Source organism: Rhizobium sp. PvP014 (genome assembly GCF_017876855.1).
GTDB lineage: Bacteria > Pseudomonadota > Alphaproteobacteria > Rhizobiales > Rhizobiaceae > Neorhizobium > Neorhizobium soli.
This window is the reverse complement of the sequence record NZ_JAGIOT010000002.1, coordinates 2785870-2801979: the sequence shown is the minus strand read 5'-3', so window position 1 is coordinate 2801979 and position 16110 is coordinate 2785870. Positions and strand designations below refer to the sequence as shown.

Annotated in this window: 18 protein-coding genes; 5 read left to right on the top strand and 13 right to left on the bottom strand. The window is 58.6% G+C overall.

Annotated elements, in window-relative coordinates; genetic code table 11:
* Window positions 1–82: 82 nt before the first annotated feature.
* The 3 genes from J3A65_RS18070 to J3A65_RS18060 all read right to left on the bottom strand — a co-directional run bounded on the left by J3A65_RS18070 (window position 83) and on the right by J3A65_RS18060 (window position 2994).
* A complete protein-coding gene (locus J3A65_RS18070) occupies window positions 83–523 on the bottom strand; it encodes a DUF2852 domain-containing protein (protein WP_092665207.1) in 441 nt (146 codons plus the stop codon).
* Between the two features lie 163 nt (window positions 524–686).
* Complete coding sequence (gene phaZ, locus J3A65_RS18065) at window positions 687–1979, bottom strand: polyhydroxyalkanoate depolymerase (RefSeq protein WP_209902640.1); 1293 nt, start codon at window positions 1977–1979, stop codon at window positions 687–689.
* Window positions 1980–2151: 172 nt separating this feature from the next.
* Window positions 2152–2994, bottom strand: a complete 843-nt coding sequence (locus tag J3A65_RS18060) for a fumarylacetoacetate hydrolase family protein (protein ID WP_209902638.1) — start codon at window positions 2992–2994, stop codon at window positions 2152–2154.
* A 140-nt stretch (window positions 2995–3134) separates the two neighbouring features.
* On the opposite strand from J3A65_RS18060, the gene J3A65_RS18055 reads away from it, so the two are divergent.
* Window positions 3135–3734 carry a nitroreductase family protein gene (locus J3A65_RS18055; protein WP_092665198.1) on the top strand — a complete coding sequence of 200 codons (600 nt, stop codon included), beginning with the start codon at window positions 3135–3137 and terminating at the stop codon, window positions 3732–3734.
* Window positions 3735–3846: 112 nt separating this feature from the next.
* Here J3A65_RS18055 and gyrB read toward each other — a convergent pair whose 3' ends face one another.
* The 5 genes from gyrB to J3A65_RS18030 form a co-directional block, all read right to left on the bottom strand.
* Window positions 3847–6282: a DNA topoisomerase (ATP-hydrolyzing) subunit B gene (gene gyrB / locus J3A65_RS18050; RefSeq protein WP_062577110.1), complete on the bottom strand. Its 2436-nt coding sequence runs from the start codon at window positions 6280–6282 to the stop codon at window positions 3847–3849.
* Between the two features lie 146 nt (window positions 6283–6428).
* Window positions 6429–6782 (bottom strand): helix-turn-helix transcriptional regulator, encoded by a 354-nt coding sequence (locus J3A65_RS18045; protein ID WP_092665195.1) that lies wholly within the window; start codon window positions 6780–6782, stop codon window positions 6429–6431.
* Window positions 6779–7360, bottom strand: a complete 582-nt coding sequence (locus J3A65_RS18040) for a Smr/MutS family protein (RefSeq protein WP_082471708.1) — start codon at window positions 7358–7360, stop codon at window positions 6779–6781. Before J3A65_RS18040 ends, J3A65_RS18045 begins: the two co-directional genes overlap by 4 nt.
* Before the next feature lie 10 nt (window positions 7361–7370).
* The gene (locus J3A65_RS18035; protein ID WP_209902635.1) at window positions 7371–8507 is read right to left on the bottom strand and encodes a murein transglycosylase A; all 1137 of its coding nucleotides are present in this window, start codon (window positions 8505–8507) and stop codon (window positions 7371–7373) included.
* Window positions 8504–9202 carry a Tim44/TimA family putative adaptor protein gene (locus tag J3A65_RS18030; protein ID WP_209902633.1) on the bottom strand — a complete coding sequence of 233 codons (699 nt, stop codon included), beginning with the start codon at window positions 9200–9202 and terminating at the stop codon, window positions 8504–8506. The genes J3A65_RS18035 and J3A65_RS18030 overlap by 4 nt, the downstream gene beginning before the upstream one ends.
* Window positions 9203–9325: 123 nt before the next feature.
* On the opposite strand from J3A65_RS18030, the gene J3A65_RS18025 reads away from it, so the two are divergent.
* Together J3A65_RS18025 and secB are read left to right on the top strand one after the other, a co-directional pair.
* Window positions 9326–9865, top strand: coding sequence for an FxsA family protein (locus tag J3A65_RS18025; protein ID WP_062463061.1), 540 nt, complete (start codon window positions 9326–9328; stop codon window positions 9863–9865).
* Between the two features lie 92 nt (window positions 9866–9957).
* Window positions 9958–10434, top strand: a complete 477-nt coding sequence (secB, locus tag J3A65_RS18020) for a protein-export chaperone SecB (protein WP_062462904.1) — start codon at window positions 9958–9960, stop codon at window positions 10432–10434.
* Window positions 10435–10505: 71 nt separating this feature from the next.
* Here the strand turns inward: secB and dnaQ are convergent, their stop codons facing one another.
* Genes dnaQ through J3A65_RS17995 form a run of 5 tightly spaced genes read right to left on the bottom strand, consistent with a single transcriptional unit; the run spans window position 10506 to window position 14118 of the window.
* Complete coding sequence (dnaQ, locus tag J3A65_RS18015; protein ID WP_062462901.1) at window positions 10506–11210, bottom strand: DNA polymerase III subunit epsilon; 705 nt, start codon at window positions 11208–11210, stop codon at window positions 10506–10508.
* Entirely contained in the window at window positions 11203–11811 is a 609-nt protein-coding gene (gene coaE, locus J3A65_RS18010; RefSeq protein ID WP_062462898.1) for a dephospho-CoA kinase, read from the bottom strand. The genes dnaQ and coaE overlap by 8 nt, the downstream gene beginning before the upstream one ends.
* Complete coding sequence (locus tag J3A65_RS18005) at window positions 11808–12668, bottom strand: shikimate dehydrogenase (RefSeq protein ID WP_209902631.1); 861 nt, start codon at window positions 12666–12668, stop codon at window positions 11808–11810. Before J3A65_RS18005 ends, coaE begins: the two co-directional genes overlap by 4 nt.
* Window positions 12661–13260: a Maf-like protein gene (locus J3A65_RS18000; RefSeq protein WP_184655647.1), complete on the bottom strand. Its 600-nt coding sequence runs from the start codon at window positions 13258–13260 to the stop codon at window positions 12661–12663. The genes J3A65_RS18005 and J3A65_RS18000 overlap by 8 nt, the downstream gene beginning before the upstream one ends.
* 36 nt (window positions 13261–13296) lie before the next feature.
* Window positions 13297–14118 (bottom strand): pyruvate, water dikinase regulatory protein, encoded by an 822-nt coding sequence (locus J3A65_RS17995; protein WP_062462887.1) that lies wholly within the window; start codon window positions 14116–14118, stop codon window positions 13297–13299.
* Between the two features lie 401 nt (window positions 14119–14519).
* Here J3A65_RS17995 and hemE point away from each other — a divergent pair, with 401 nt between their 5' ends.
* On the top strand, window positions 14520–15554 hold the full coding sequence (gene hemE / locus J3A65_RS17990; RefSeq protein WP_192088324.1) for a uroporphyrinogen decarboxylase: 1035 nt from the start codon (window positions 14520–14522) through the stop codon (window positions 15552–15554).
* A complete protein-coding gene (gene hemJ / locus J3A65_RS17985; protein ID WP_092665176.1) occupies window positions 15551–16093 on the top strand; it encodes a protoporphyrinogen oxidase HemJ in 543 nt (180 codons plus the stop codon). The genes hemE and hemJ overlap by 4 nt, the downstream gene beginning before the upstream one ends.
* Window positions 16094–16110 lie beyond the last annotated feature (17 nt).

The following is a 16110-nucleotide window of genomic DNA, read 5'->3' as shown; positions in this document are numbered from 1 at the left end:
ATTCGAGAGAACCGTTCTCATGAAAAAGCCGGCGTCGCAAGGACGCCGGCTCGTTACGCTTTCAGAAGATCCGTTTGACCGATCAGACGTCGACGACCGGGTTCTGGCCGGAAGCGTTGCTGTTGCGGCGCTCGCGCATGAAACGATCGAACTCTTCCTGATCCTTGGCACGGCGAAGCTCGCGGGAGTAGTTGTCGAACTCGTCGCGCATCTCGTCGAGCTTGCGGCGTTCTTCATCCATGCGGTTGAGTTCGGCCTTGCGCCAATCGTCGAAGGCAACGTTGCCTGTCGAGAAATGCGTGTTGTAGCCAGCGGCGCGGCTTCTGGAAAACCATCGGCTGGTCTTGCCGGCCCATTCGTCGGCGCGATTATTGGCATCGCGCTTGAAGCCGCGAAGCCGATCCCCGAAGATGATATAGGCAAGCATAGCCAAGCCAAGCGGCCAGAAGACCACGAAACCGAGCACCATTAAACCAATGGTGGCCGGCGTCCATTCCGGACGAATCAATGCAGACTGGTTCATGGGTTACACCCTTCAATTCAATGCGGAGTGGCCTGATGCCAGCCCGATGATATCCGATTTGGTGAGCCTCAGACCCGCCTTCAAGAAGACAGGTCGCTAAATCCAAGAACATGCTGAAATACCTTGGAGAAATCCAGCTACCGGCATCGAACCGGATCTGCTCTCAGGTCGGCGAATCACCCTTGGTACTGCGCTTCCGGGATGCGGGCTTGGCAGCTTTGGTATCGGCCATGGCATGCTTGCGGGTGAATTCGATAATGCGGGGGGCGATTTCGCTGCGGAAACGCGAGCCGTTGAAGACGCCGTAATGCCCGACATCGGGCTGCATGTAATGCTGGCGCTTGTCATCCGGGATATTCGGACAAATCGTGTGCGCCGCCTTTGTCTGGCCGACGCCGGAAATATCGTCGTTTTCGCCTTCTACCGTCAGAAGAGCAACGGAACGGATCGCCTTCGTATCGACAGGCATCGCGCGATGCATCATCTCGCCCTTGGGCAAGGAATGACGGATAAACACGGCATCGACGGTCTGCAGATAGAATTCTTCCGTCAGATCCATCACCGCGAGATATTCGTCGTAGAATTCGCGGTGTTTTTCGGCAGGCTCGCCATCGTTCTTGACGAGGTGCTCGTAGAACTCCTTGTGAGCGGTGACGTGGCGGTCAAGGTTCATCGACATGAAGCCTGACAGCTGCAGGAAGCCCGGATAGACGCGCCGCATGAAGCCCGGCTGCGGAAACGGTACGCTCATAATGACATTGTCGCGAAACCATTCGAGTGGGTGATCTCCGGCGAGTTTGTTGACGGCTGTCGGATTGCTGCGGGTATCGATCGGTCCACCCATCAGCGTCATCGAGGCGGGCGCCATCTGATCACCGCGGGTCTCCATCACCGCAACGGCGGCAAGCACAGGCACCGATGGCTGGCAGACGCCGACCACATGGGTGCCGGGACCGATCTGATGCAGCATCTCGATCAGGTAGTCGATGTAATCGTCGAGATCGAAGCTGCCCTCGGTGACCGGAACCATGCGGGCATCGATCCAGTCGGTGATGTAGAGATCCGCATGCGGAAGCAACGCCTCGACCGTGCCACGCAGCAAGGTGGCATAGTGACCGGACATCGGCGCGACGAGCAGGATCTTCTGGTCGGCCGGGCGCGCGGCGGGCAGATCGCGGCGAAAATGCAGGAGATTGCAAAAGGGCTTTGCCCAGACGATCTCTTCGGTGACCATGACCGGCTTACCGTCGACCACCGTTTCCGGAAGATTGAAGCTCGGCTTTCCATAGCGTCGCGTCATCCGCTCGAACACTTCGAGACTGGCCGACATGGAGCGGCCAAGTGCTGTCTGGGCGAACGGGTTCATCGGGTTGTCGGACATGAAGCGCATGGCATCCGCGGCGGCCCGGAACGGCGCCATGGCGGCATGGTTCAACTCATAGAGCTGGTAGAACATGAAATCGGGCTCTCCTCATCCCTGGTCCGATATCCGTCAAAGCGGTGGCGGGCAAAACGTTCCGCCATCGGAATGCAGCAAGGCTAGCACTTGTGGAGGGAGTTATGAAAGGGCGGCGGTTTACCACCGCCCTTCCCTCGCTGCAGCACGCCTTGCCGATGCCAGCGATCGATCAGATATCGGCGACGAATGTCTGTTTCTGGGTGCCGAGACCATCGATGCCGAGTTCGACAACGTCGCCGGCTTTCAGGAAGCGCGGGGGCTTGAGGCCAAGGCCGACGCCCGGAGGCGTACCCGTGGAGATGACGTCTCCCGGATGCAGCGACATGAACTGGCTGAGATAGGAGACGAGGAAGGCGACGCCGTAAACCATCGTCTTGGATGAGCCGTTCTGCATCTTTTCGCCGTTGACCGTCAGCCACATTCCAAGGTTCTGCGGATCCGCGACCTCGTCCTTGGTGACAAGCCATGGGCCAATCGGTCCGAACGTGTCGCAGGACTTGCCCTTGGTCCACTGGCCCGCGCGTTCTGTCTGGAAGGCGCGTTCGGAGACGTCGTTGGTCAGGCAGTAGCCGGCAACGTAATCCAGCGCCTCGGCTTCCGACACGTATTTCGCGGTCTTGCCGATGACGACACCGAGTTCAACTTCCCAGTCGGTCTTTTCCGATGTGCGCGGAATGACGACGTCGTCGTTGGGTCCGACGATGGCGGAGGTGGCCTTCATGAAGATGATCGGTTCTGGCGGCACGGTGGCGCCGGTCTCGGCCGCGTGGTCGGAATAGTTGAGGCCGATGCAGATGAACTTGCCGGTGCCCGTCACGCAGGCGCCGATCCGATCGGCAGACAGTTCCGGCAATGTCGACGCGTCGATCGCGGCAATCTTAGTCAAACCCTCGGGCGAAATCGTCTCCCCGCCGATATCCGCGACATGGCCAGACAGATCACGGATCTTGCCATCCTGATCGAGCAATGCCGGCTTCTCCTGGCCCACAGGTCCTACACGCATCAATTTCAAGGTCTTATTCCTCCAGTTGTCAGACAAGTGTTTATGCAAAAAAGAGGCGCGATTGTCACCCCTCTTTCTGCCATCTGCGGTTCATTGCAAAGCAGCCCTAACTGCCTAGATTGGGTAAGACCCAAACTTGAGAGGACACTATGACGACCAGCAACAGCCGGACCTCGGAATTTCCAATCGACGCTTTCTTTCTGGATCGCTGGTCGCCGCGGGCCTTCGAGAAGGAAGCCATAGATCGGGAAACGATGCTGACCATTCTGGATGCCGCGCATTGGGCGCCCTCTTCCGGCAACAGCCAGCCTTGGCGCTTTGTCTACGCGCTACATGGCACCGAGGATTTCACCAGACTTGCGGATCTACTCGTTCCGGGCAATCGGCGCTGGGCAGAAAACGCGGGCGCGCTGGTCTTCTTCGTGTCGAAAACCTATCGCGTTTCCAAGGATGGCGAACGTCGCGAGGGCTATACGCATTCTTTCGACACGGGCGCCGCGTGGTTCTCAATCATCTGCCAGGCGATGAAGCTTGGGTATCATGCGCATGGCATGGAAGGGTTCGACAAGGAAAAGGCTGTTGGCGAACTTGGTTTGCCTGAGGGTTTCAGGGTGGAAGCCGCAGCGGCGATCGGGCGCATGGCAGCCAAGGACACGCTGCCGGAGGACTTGCGCGAGCGTGAGGTTCCAAGCCAGCGCAAGCCTGTATCGGAAGTCGCTTTCGAAGGAAGGTTTGCCGGCGAAGAATAATTGTTTCACGTGAATCGTCCATCCACAGGTTAGATTCACGTGAAACAGATTTCTGCTGGACAAACAAAAATGGCGGCCGGGAGGCCGCCATTTTTGCACGATGAAAAGATTGCTAGATATCGAGGTTGGCGACGTTCAGCGCGTTCTCTTGGATGAACTCGCGCCGAGGCTCGACCTCGTCGCCCATCAAACGCGAGAACAGGCCGTCTGCATCCGTCGCATCGGGAACCTTGACCTGAAGCAGCGAGCGAACGTTGGGATCAAGCGTTGTTTCCCACAGCTGCTCGGCATTCATTTCACCAAGTCCCTTATAGCGCTGCATGGACAGTCCTTTGCGTCCCGCCGCAAAGATCGTGTCGAGAAGGGCGCGTGGACCTGAAATATCCTGCTCGCTATCCTTGCGGGCAAGAACTGGCGACGTGCTATAGATCTCCTGCAGACGCGACGACATCTGGTCGATATGGCGGGCATCGGCAGAGCCGATCAGGGCCACATCGATCACGGCGACTTCCTTTACGCCACGAACCATCCGCTCAAAGCGCATGCCGCCTTCGTCGGTGACGTGACCCGACCAGCCACGCTCGGTTTCCTCGGCGATCATATCGAGACGCTTGGCGACTTCGTTAGCCGTCTGCTGGGCCCGTTCGGGGTTATCCGTCAGATCTGGATGAAGCGCGCCGGCAATGGCTGCCTGCTCGATGATCGAGCGGTTGTAGCGAGAATGCAGTCCCTCGATGATCGAGCGGATGCGCAATGCATCCTGGATGACTTCGCGCATATCCTGGCCGGCACGGACTTCACCGGAGCCGAGGGTCAGGGTCGTATCTTCCAGCCCCATGCCGATCAGATACTCTTCCAGAGCCTGCTCGTTCTTCAGGTACTGGATCGACTTGCCTCGCGTCACCTTATAAAGCGGCGGCTGGGCAATGTAGATGTGGCCACGCTCGATCAGTTCCGGCATCTGACGGAAGAAGAAGGTCAGCAGCAGGGTTCTGATATGGGCGCCATCGACATCGGCGTCCGTCATGATGATGATCTTGTGATAACGCAGCTTGTCAGCGTTGAACTCATCCTTGCCGATCGATGTACCCAGAGCGGTAATCAGCGTGCCGATTTCCTGGCTGGACAGCATCTTGTCGAAACGGGCGCGCTCGACGTTCAGGATCTTGCCGCGGAGCGGTAGGATAGCCTGGGTATCACGCGAACGGCCCTGCTTGGCGGAACCGCCGGCGGAGTCACCCTCGACGAGGAAAACTTCGGACTTGGCCGGATCGCGTTCGGAGCAATCGGCGAGCTTGCCGGGAAGCGAGGCGATATCGAGCACGCCCTTGCGGCGGGTGAGTTCACGAGCCTTGCGGGCCGCTTCGCGGGCAACGGCAGCTTCCACCACCTTGCCGACCAGGATCTTCGCTTCAGCCGGATGTTCTTCAAGCCAGGAGCTCAGCGCTTCGTTGACGAGGCTTTCGACAACCGGGCGCACTTCCGAGGACACGAGTTTGTCCTTGGTCTGCGACGAGAACTTTGGATCCGGCACCTTCACGGAAAGAACTGCGGTCAGGCCTTCTCGGCAGTCGTCACCCGTGAGCGAAACCTTTTCCTTTTTCATGATGCCGGACGAGTCCGCATAGGACGTGATCTGGCGAGTCAGCGCACCACGGAAGCCCGCCATATGAGTGCCTCCATCGCGCTGCGGAATGTTGTTGGTGAAGCAGAGAACGTTCTCGTGGTAGCTGTCATTCCACCACATCGCGACTTCAACCGTCATGCCATCCTTCTCGCCCTTGATGGCGACAGGCTTTTCGACGAGCGGCTTCTTGGAACGGTCGAGATATTTGACGAAAGCCTCGAGGCCGCCGTCATACAGCATTTCCTCTTCCTTCACGTCCGGCTTGCGCCGATCCGTGAGCCGGATTCGAACGCCGGAGTTGAGGAAGGCGAGTTCGCGAAGGCGGTGCTCGAGTGTGCCGTAATCGAACTCGGTCATAGTGAAGGTTTCGGTGCTGGCGAGGAAGGTAACTTCCGTGCCGGAGCGACCTTCATAATCCCCGATGACCTTCAGCGGCGCATCGGCGACGCCGTGCGTGAACGAGATCTCGTGAACCTTGCCTGAGCGACGGATCTTCAGCTTGAGCCAGACCGAAAGTGCATTGACGACCGAGACGCCAACGCCGTGCAGTCCGCCCGAGACCTTGTAGGAATTCTGGTCGAACTTACCGCCGGCGTGGAGCTGGGTCATAATGACCTCGGCTGCCGAGACGCCTTCGCCGGTATGGATATCCGTCGGAATGCCGCGACCGTTGTCGGTGACGCTGACCGAGCCATCCGCATTGAGCGTGACCGTGACGATATCGGCATGGCCGGCCAAGGCTTCGTCGATCGCGTTGTCGACGACTTCGTAGACCATGTGATGCAGACCCGAGCCGTCGTCTGTGTCGCCGATATACATGCCTGGGCGCTTTCGCACCGCATCCAGGCCCTTTAGAACCTTGATGGAATCGGCACCGTATTCGGCACTCGCGCCGTGATCGCTGACGGGTGTGTCGGTCATTCAGTCTCTTCCAGTTGGTTAAAATACCGGCGAGCGAATCACCGGAGTCTCCGCCTTGAATATAGGGAATTCAGGGCGGTTTCTAAAGGTTGGTGCCTCGCAAAATGCCTGGAAAGGCGTGGATGCGCAGAGATTTCCAGGGCAATTCAAGCCTTTTGCAGAAGTCTTCGCATTTCCTCTAGCACGTCCGGCGGCAAAGAGCGAATCCGTGCCGCCAAGGCGTTGGCAAATGCGGTGTATGCAGGCGCCAGGCCTGTCGTGTCGAGGACCACTTTCGGGCGCGAGGCTTCTGCGACCCGAAACAATTCTTCCGCTTCATCCCAGATGATGTTGAAATAGCCGGTGATACGCTGGAGCAGCTCGAATGTGGGCCGGCCCCGTTTGCCATGTTCCAAGGCCGACAGATAGGCAGGCGTAACCCCGATCGCCTCTGCCAGTTGCCTCTGGGTAACTCCCTTTTTGGCGCGCAGCTGTCGAAGCGCTTCACCAAAGGGCGTCACAGGACCGATCCCCGATAATCCGCACGGCTCTTTGAAAGCCGCACGTACATGGCGCCCTCGCCACCATGGTTTTGGGCTGCCCATTCGTAGGACGAGATCAGGAAACGAAATTCGGCCTTCGAGAACCACAGCGGCACCGCACGGCGCAGAACCCCCTCGCCGCCCACCGAGCGGCCCTTGCCGGTGATGACGAGAACATGGCGCAGACCGCGATCATGGGCACTGTAGAGAAAATCGAGCAGCAGATCGTGGGCGGCGTCCTGGTAGAGACCATGCAGATCGAGCCGAGCATCGATCGCAAGGCGACCCTTGGCGAGCTTCTTCCGGGTGGGTTTTTCCAGCGGATGATGGATGCCGGCAGGCTTTTTTACCTTCGGCGCGACTGCCGCGAAGGCATCGCTGACACGCTGGGTTGGCGGTACCGGGGGCTTGGAGACTTCATCCTCTGCCGCCAGTCGTGCCGCCATTTCCTCTTCGAAGGCAGCGATCTCTTTCATGCGCCCAGGCAGAGCACGGGCGGATTTCGCCACCTTGCCCCAAAGGATGCGTTCATCTGAACTGAGTTTTCGATCCTTCATGCGCCATATCCTACCCGGCATAACGGCCGGCTGCCGCGTTTGGAACGAGGATATAGAAATCCGCATCGTTTCGCACCGTGCCGGCAAGCTCGCCTGCGTGATAGCCGGAACCGGTGAAGATATCGCCCCTCGCAGGCCCAATAATGGCTGAACCCGTATCGAGCGCCAGCATCAGCCGCGCAAACGGCTTGCCGTCGTCGAGATGTGTCAGCCGTTCCGCATGGATGAAGAAGGGGTAGCCGAATGTGTGAATGGAGCGATCCACGGCGAGCGAGCGTCCCGCGATCAGCGGCACCTTGGCGGCAGCGATAGGACCGAGGTCAGGGTCGCTGACATCGGCCTCACGGAAGAAGATGTAGGACTTGTTGTGCCATAAGACTTCATCAACCTTAGCCGGATTCGACACCAGAGCTTCGGCAAGCCACGTCCGAATGCTCTGCATGGAAATGTCTTCGCGAGCGATTTCGCCACGATCGATCAGAAGCTTGCCGATCGGCGAAAACGGATGGCCTGCCTTTGCCGCGTAGGTGATCCGACGGACGCGGCCATCGGGGTATACCAGCCGAGCTGCGCCCTGAACATGGGCAAAGAAGACGTCGATCCGCGACCGTGCGAAGGCTATCTCCAGCCCCCGGCCGTCGAGACAGCCGCGATCGATTTCACCGCGATCCGGATAAGCGACGATACCATCCGGCGTCTGGCGGCCGAACATGTAGCCGGAGTCGAGATCCGCAGGGCGATTGCTTTCGTCGAGATCGACGAGATCGTCAGGCCGGAAATAGAAGGGATGGGTGAAAAGACCTTCGCTCACATCGGAGACGTCGACTTCCGGTTCGTAGAAGGCGGTGACGAATCCTTGTTCGTCATTGTGCTTCAGGATCCGGAAGGGTGTGCAGCATTGCTCGAAGAAAGTGCGAGCCGCAGAGGCATCGGCAAATGGTGCGGCCTGCTCGAAGAGGTCCGCCAGTTCCATGGCCTCAAGGCCGAGAGAACCCTTGCGATAGGGCTTAACGTTGCGGATATGGGCCGCGCAAGCGCGCATCGCCTCATACAGCGGGCTCGGATCGTCGGCAGCCCAACCGGGGAGATCCGCGAAGTCGACCCTCTCGAGGCGGAAGTCAGAGAGGGTGGGAGACGCGGAAATCATTGTTCGGATTCGGTAGCGACCAGCTTCCAGTTCGGGTCGCGGGAGCCGATGTCGCGGGCAAAGGTCCAGATGTCGATGACGTCGGCTACGGTTTCCTGATCGCCGTCGATCAGCGTGCCGGCCTTGTCGAAGGTTGCGGAGATCAACTGGCTGACAATGCGGACGGTAACCTGGGATTCGCCATCCTTGAGCGAAACCTGTGTCATGTCGCATTTGTCGATGCCGACAAATGTGGACTTGATCACCTCGCCCTTGGCCTCGCGCTCGGCGATTGCCGCTTCGAAACCGTCATAGACTTCATTGGAGAGAAGCCCTTTCAAGGTCTTCCGATCACCGTCGGCAAAAGCCATGACGATCATCTCGTACGCCATCCGCACGCCGTTGAGGAATTCCTTCGGGCGGAACGACGGATCTTCCTTCACGAGGGCACGAAGCGATGCGTTGAGCGGCGTATCAGGCTTTGCGACGGCATCGATATCGGCATTGCGTTGTTCCTCATCGACATTGTCGCGGCGAGGAAGCGTCACTACCTTGCTATCGTCCTCGACGGGACCGCGGGCAACATCGCGAGGGCTGACTGTCTCAGTCGGCGGCTTCTCATGTCCCGTGCGCCGGCCGAGGACGCTGCGCAATTGCAGGAATATCAGCACTGCTGCGACGAGGAAAAACAGTGTTATCAAGTCGTTCGAGCCCATTTTATCCCGCAATTGTCGTTTAAAAGTTCTATGCAGCTTTTCATATAGTCTCCTACCGCCCATCTTCAAATAGCAACGGCGTGAGATGAACCCATATCCGCCAATTAGATACAGGCAATGATTATGCGCTTACCATTCCTTCCGGTTGTTCTCCTGGCTTGGCCGCTGGCCGAAATCGCTGGTTTTGTTTTGGTCGGAAGAGCGATCGGACTTTGGGGAACGCTTGGCCTCGTCCTCGGAACGGGCCTCCTGGGCGCATTGATGATCCGCGGCCAGGGGATGACTATGCTGCGGCGGCTTTCGACAGAAGGGCGCGAAGGTCGGATGCCTGCAGCCGAACTGGTGAGCGGAGCGATGGTCGTGGTGGCTGGCATCCTGCTGATGCTGCCGGGGTTTCTGACCGACATCGTTGGTCTCGCGCTGCTTGTGCCCTTTATCCGCAAGCTGATCTGGTCGGCCATCGGCAGCCGCGTGGTCGTCGTGAATTCGGGCGATCGCAGAAGCCCGGGCGGTTTTCGCGCCGGTCCCGGCCCTGGCCCCGGTCCTGCGCCTGTTCATCCGGTTGGATCCGGCCCGGTGGTCGATCTCGATGACGACGATTATCGCCGCGAACCGAACCCGTCCTCGCCTTGGGCGGACAAGGATAAGCGGATCGAACCTTAAGGCTAAGATCTCGCAGGGTTGTAAGCCCCGGAGCGAAATGTTAAGTGCCCCCAACGCTTTTCAGCCACCCTTTCCAGCCTTGAGGAATTTTTATGGCAGACGATAACGAACAGGCTTCCGCCCCCTCGCTCAATATCCTGGCGCAGTACACCAAGGATCTTTCGTTCGAAAATCCCGGCGCGCCACGCTCGCTGCAGTCGCGCGACAAGGCTCCAGCGATCAATATCAGCGTCAACGTCAACGCCAATCCGCTTTCGGAAAACGACTTCGACGTCGTTCTATCGCTGAGTGCCGAAGCCCGCGAAGACGACAAGATCGTGTTTGCGGCTGAGCTGGTATACGGCGGCGTTTTCCGCATCACCGGTTTCCCGCAGGAGCACATGCTGCCGCTTCTGTTTATCGAATGCCCGCGTCTTCTCTTCCCGTTCGCACGCCAGATCATTTCCGACGTGACTCGCAACGGTGGCTTCCCGCCGCTGATGATCGATCCGATCGATTTCGGTCAGATGTTCTCGCAGCGTATGGCCGAAGAACAGACCAAGTCGCAGGTTCAGCCGCTCAACAGCTGAGCGAGCAACGGATAGAATATAAAAAGCCCGGTCACAGCCGGGCTTTTTTCATGTTTGGACTTCAGCAGAAATCAGTCGGCTGCATATTTCAGCCAGACGGCCTTATCCTTCAGTCCAATCACCATCGCGGCATGGGCGGCGATGTCGTCTTCGCTGATACGCGGTGGCAAAGGGCGTGGCCGTGCGGCGATCGCGGTTACCACCACATCATCGATCTCGATGACGTTTCTCGGCTGATCAGCACCGACCAGACCGAGAGCCGCCTGCCGGCCGCCGGTCATCTCGATATACACTTCCGCCAGGAGTTCGGAGTCGAGCAGCGCGCCGTGCTTGGTGCGATGGCCATTGTCGATGCCGTAGCGACGGCACAGTGCGTCGAGGGAGTTAGGACCCATCGGATGCTTTCGGCGGGCCATCGAAAGCGTATCGACCACGTTTTCCGGTGGGACCGGCGGCAGGCCTATGCGTTCAAATTCGGCATTGATAAAGCCGATATCGAAATTGGCATTGTGGGCGATCCACCGGGCGCCATCGAAGAAGTCGATGATCTGTTGCGCCACCTGGGCGAAGGGCGGCTTGTCTTTCAGCGACTCATCGGTAATGCCATGGACGGCCAGCGCATCCGGATGAACCTTGCGATCGCCCGGGTTGATATAGAGGTGCAACGTTCTCCCCGTCGGGAAGTTGTTGATGAGCTCTATGCCGCCGATTTCGATAATCCGGTCGGCCTTGGATTCAAGGCCGGTGGTTTCGGTATCGAAGATGATTTCACGCATGGGTATTTCCGTTCCTGCTGCCGGCTTTTAGAGTGGCGATGATGTCGCGCACGCTTGATCTGGCTGGCTCCAGTCCGGCGCCGGTGTCGATGACGAAATCGGCACGCGCCCGCTTTTCGGCATCCGGAACCTGCCGCGCCAAGATCATCGACAACTTCTCCTCTGTCATGCCGGGCCGCGCAAGTACCCTCTGGCGCTGCACCTGTGGATCGCAGCTGACGACGACGACAAAATCGACCCTTTTCTCGCCGCCGGTCTCGAACAGCAAGGGAATGTCGAGCACGACGAGCGCTGCGCCGGCGCTTTTGTGTTTATCGAGAAATTCCGTTTCGCGTTTGCGCACCAGCGGGTGGACGATGGATTCCAGCAGTTTGAATTTTTCAGGTGCTACCGAAAGCTGGCGCGACAGTTCCTGTCGGTCGACGACACCGTCTCTGACCGCATTCGGGAACGCCTCCGCGATCGGATCGACCGCTTCACCGTGATAGAGATCGTGGACCACCTGGTCGGCATCGTTGACCGGGATACCCTCTTGCGCAAACATTTCTGCGGTGGTGGATTTTCCCATGCCGATGGAGCCGGTGAGGCCGATAACGATCATCCGTGCATATCCATATCTGCGATGACGAGATCACGCAGCGCCCGATCGACGACAGGGCGGAGGCCGAACCATTTCTCGAAACCCGGCACGGCTTGGTGCAGAAGCATGCCGAGACCATCCACGGTCACGAAGCCCTGCTCCTCCGCCTGTTTCAGAATGTCCGTTTGCAGCGGGATATAAACGATATCGGTAACGACTGCGTTCGTGAGCATGGTCGAGAAGTCGAACTGCGGTATCGGCGCGCCGTCCATGCCGAGCGATGTTGTATTCACAAAGAGACCTGCGCCGGACATGACCTCGCCCAGTGCTTCCATCGCATGCGCGTGCACGTTTTGTCCGAACCGGTCGGCAAGTTCTTGCGCACGCGCCACGGTCCGGTTGACGACGTGGATTTCTCCGACGCCCTGATCCCTGACGGCTTGAATGATAGCACGGCTGGCACCGCCGGCACCGAGAATGACGGCGCGATCGACATTTCCCCAACCGGGCGACTGTTCGTCGAGGTTGGCGGTAAAGCCGTAGACATCGGAGTTCGAGGCGTGAAGAACACCGTCCTCCATCCACAGCGTGTTGGCGGCACCGAGTTCTTCGGCGATCGCATCTGGACGATCAGCGAGCGCAAAAGCCATTTCCTTGTGGGGAATGGTGACATTGCCGCCGCGATAGCCCGATGATCCGTCTTTGAGCTTGCTGATGAAAGCTGGAAAATCCTCAGGTGCCACCGCTTCACGTGTGTAGCGGTCAGCAATACCGAACTTAGCCAGCCAATGACCGTGGATGATCGGCGAACGCGAGTGCTTGATCGGCCAGCCCGTTACGAAAGCGTTAACCAAAAGTGTTTCACGTGAATCAGCCATCGATCGCTCCGATCGCGCGCAAGGTGTCGAGAAGCGGCAGCATGGGTAGGCCGAGAATGGTAAAGTAATCTCCCTCGATCCGCGAGAAGAGCTGAATGCCCTCACCTTCCAACTGGTAGGCGCCGACGCTTCCGAACACGGTTTCGCCCACCCTATCCAGATAGCGATCCACGAATATCTCGCTGAGCGGTCTGACGGTAAGATCGGCGTGTGCAACATGCTCCCAAAGGGTTTCGCCATCGCGTACAAGAGCGACGGCGCTGTTCAGCCTATGCGTCCTATCCGACAGAGAGAGCAGGCTTTCGCGCGCCTCTTCCCGTGATTTCGGCTTGTGATAAACGCGATGATCAAGCGACATGGTCTGATCCGACCCGATGACGATGGCGGAAGGATAGTGCCTGCTGACATCGAGCGCCTTGGCCTTTGCCAAGGTCAGCGCGACGATATCTGGGCTGGCGCCCACCAGTCCCGCCTCGATCTGACGTTCATCGATATCGGCGGCCCGGCTTTCGAAACTCAGCCCCGCATTTTCCATCAACATGCGTCTGAACTTGCTGGATGAGGCCAGTATGAGTGGCCTGGAGTGAGACATTGTCACGGCAGATCTCCGGATGGAATTAGTGCCGAATTACCGTAGCTTCGGGCGGAGCGCAACGATGGCCGCCGCCGTCTCCTCGATCGACCGACGGGTGACGTCGATGACCGGCCAGCCGTGGCGCGAGCAGAGCGCTCGTGCATATTTCAGTTCCTCGTTGATCGTTGCCCGATCCGTATAATGACCGCGATCGAAATTTTGCGTGGTTCCGAGTTCGCGGTGTTCGCGCACCTGTGAAATGCGGTCCGTCGTCGCGACCAGCCCGACGATCAGGGGGCGGGTTGCAGACAGAAGTGCGTGCGGAAGGTCGACGCCCGGCACGATCGGGATATTGGCAGTCTTGATACCGCGGTTGGCGAGATAGATGCTGGTCGGCGTCTTCGAAGTGCGGCTGATCCCGACCAGTACGACATCGGCCTCGTCGTACCCTTCGGGCATCTGGCCATCGTCATGATCCATGGTGAAGTTCAGCGCTTCGATGCGGGCGAAATATTCCGCGTTGAGCGCATGCTGCGCGCCGACGCGGTATTTAGACGGTGCTCCGAGATAGGTCTGGAATGTCGCCATAACCGGTTCCAGCACGTTGACGCACGGTGTTCCTATCTGACGGCAGCGGTCGTCCAGCAGTTTCGCAAGCTCGCGATCAACGATCGTATAAAGGACGATCCCCGGTTCACGATCGATCGCCTCCAGCACGGCGAGAACCTGCTTGCGGTTTCGCACCAGCGGATAGACGTGCTCGACAGCGAGCGAGGTCTGGAACTGGGCTGCCGCCGCGCGTCCTGTCGAGATCAGGGTCTCGCCTGTGGAGTCAGATATGAGGTGGAGATGGAAGAAGTTTTTTCTGTTCTCCACGTTGTTCTTCGTCCTCTGTTGATAACCGGGGAGAGAGTGACCGCGTTTGGAGGGACGGGCCCGACCCCTGGGATAACCTCCGAGTTGTCCACAATCACGTATTTCGAGGAAGCCGTTTCAGGCCCCCTGTTCAAAGCGGGGATAACCGGATGAACCTATCGATTGATTCACAAGATATCCACAAGAGAGCTTCACCAAGCGCCCGGCACAAGCAATTGATATCCCTGATCGAAATATGGTTATCCAGAAGCTCTGCCAAGAATGCCCGGAAGTTTTCCTTTTCAGCGATACGGAGCGGCAGATCGTCGCGTTTTCTGTGCAGGAGTTTTAATCCTTGCTACTCACCGACTCTAAGAAATAGAAGATCTTAAGAATCTTATTTTCTTTATTTGGAGAACCCATTGGCCGGTCCGACCAGGAAGATCGTTGAGGTGCTGAACGGCAAGACGATCACCCCACCGCCGATATGGCTTATGAGGCAGGCAGGTCGATATCTGCCCGAGTACCGGGAAGTCCGTGCGGCAGCCGGTTCGTTTCTCGATCTCTGTTATACGCCGGATCTGGCTGTCGAAGTGACGCTTCAGCCTATCCGGCGCTACCAGTTCGACGCAGCCATCCTGTTTTCCGATATCCTCGTCATTCCCGATGCCTTGAAGCGCAATGTTCGCTTCGTGCAGGGAGAGGGTCCAAGGATGGATCCGATCGACGAAGCAGGGATTGCAGCGCTCGATGGCAGCACGATGCTTTCCCACCTTGCACCGGTGCTGGAGACGGTTCGGAGGCTTCGGCTGGAGCTACCCCCTGAAACTGCCCTGATCGGCTTCTGCGGGGCTCCCTGGACCGTTGCGACCTATATGATCGCCGGTCAGGGAACACCGGACCAAGCGCCGGCACGTCTGTTCGCCTACCGCTACCCCGAGGCCTTCGAAAAACTGCTGGCTCTGCTGGCGGAAATGTCTGCCGAATATCTGATCGGTCAGATCGATGCGGGCGCAGATGTCGTGCAGATCTTCGATTCCTGGGCCGGCGTGCTCGGGGAGAAGGAATTCGAGGAATTTTCGATCAAGCCCGTGCGGCGAATCATCGATATCATCAAGGCAGCGCGACCTGACGCGAAGGTGATTGCTTTCGCCAAGGGTGCAGGCATGAACCTCAAACACTACCGGGCCCGGACGGGCGCAGATGCAATCGGGCTCGATTGGTCGGTGCCGATGTCGTTTGCGCAGGAGCTGCAGAAGGACGGACCTGTTCAGGGCAATCTCGATCCAATGCGCGTGGTGGCGGGCGGAAAGTCCCTAGACGACGGGATCGATGCTATCCTCCAGGGGCTTGGACAGGGACCGCTGATCTTCAATCTCGGCCACGGCATCACACCGCAGGCGGATCCGCAGACTGTTGCGCATCTTGTGAAACGGGTCAGAGGATCGGGCGTATGACGCCGGACGACCGCACCGGTGCCGGAAATGGGCGGCGTGTCGCGTTCCGGGCGGCGACGGCGCTTTCGGTTTTCGTCGTCGTGCTGTTTTTTATCTACTGGCTGCGGCCGGATGATTTCCTGCTCTACATCAAGGCGTTTCACGTCATCGCCGTGATTTCCTGGATGGCCGGGCTGCTCTACCTGCCCAGGCTTTTCATCTATCACACGGAAGCCCAGCCGGGTTCTGCCCAGTCGGAAACCTTCAAAGTGATGGAGGGGCGGCTCCTGAAAATCATCATGAACCCGGCGATGATGATCAGCTGGGCGCTCGGGCTTTATCTCGCTTGGGCAGTCTACGGTTTCCAGGGCGGCTGGCTTCATGCCAAGATACTGTTTGTCCTGCTGCTCACCATGGCGCATATGCGGTTCAGTGCCGCAGTTCGGGCTTTTGCCATAGACGGGCCGCGCAAAACCGCCCGCTACTGGCGGTTGATGAACGAAATCCCGACGGTTTTGATGATTGCCATCGTAATCATGGTCATCGTTAAGCCATTTTGATGGTGTCTTGAGCTTTT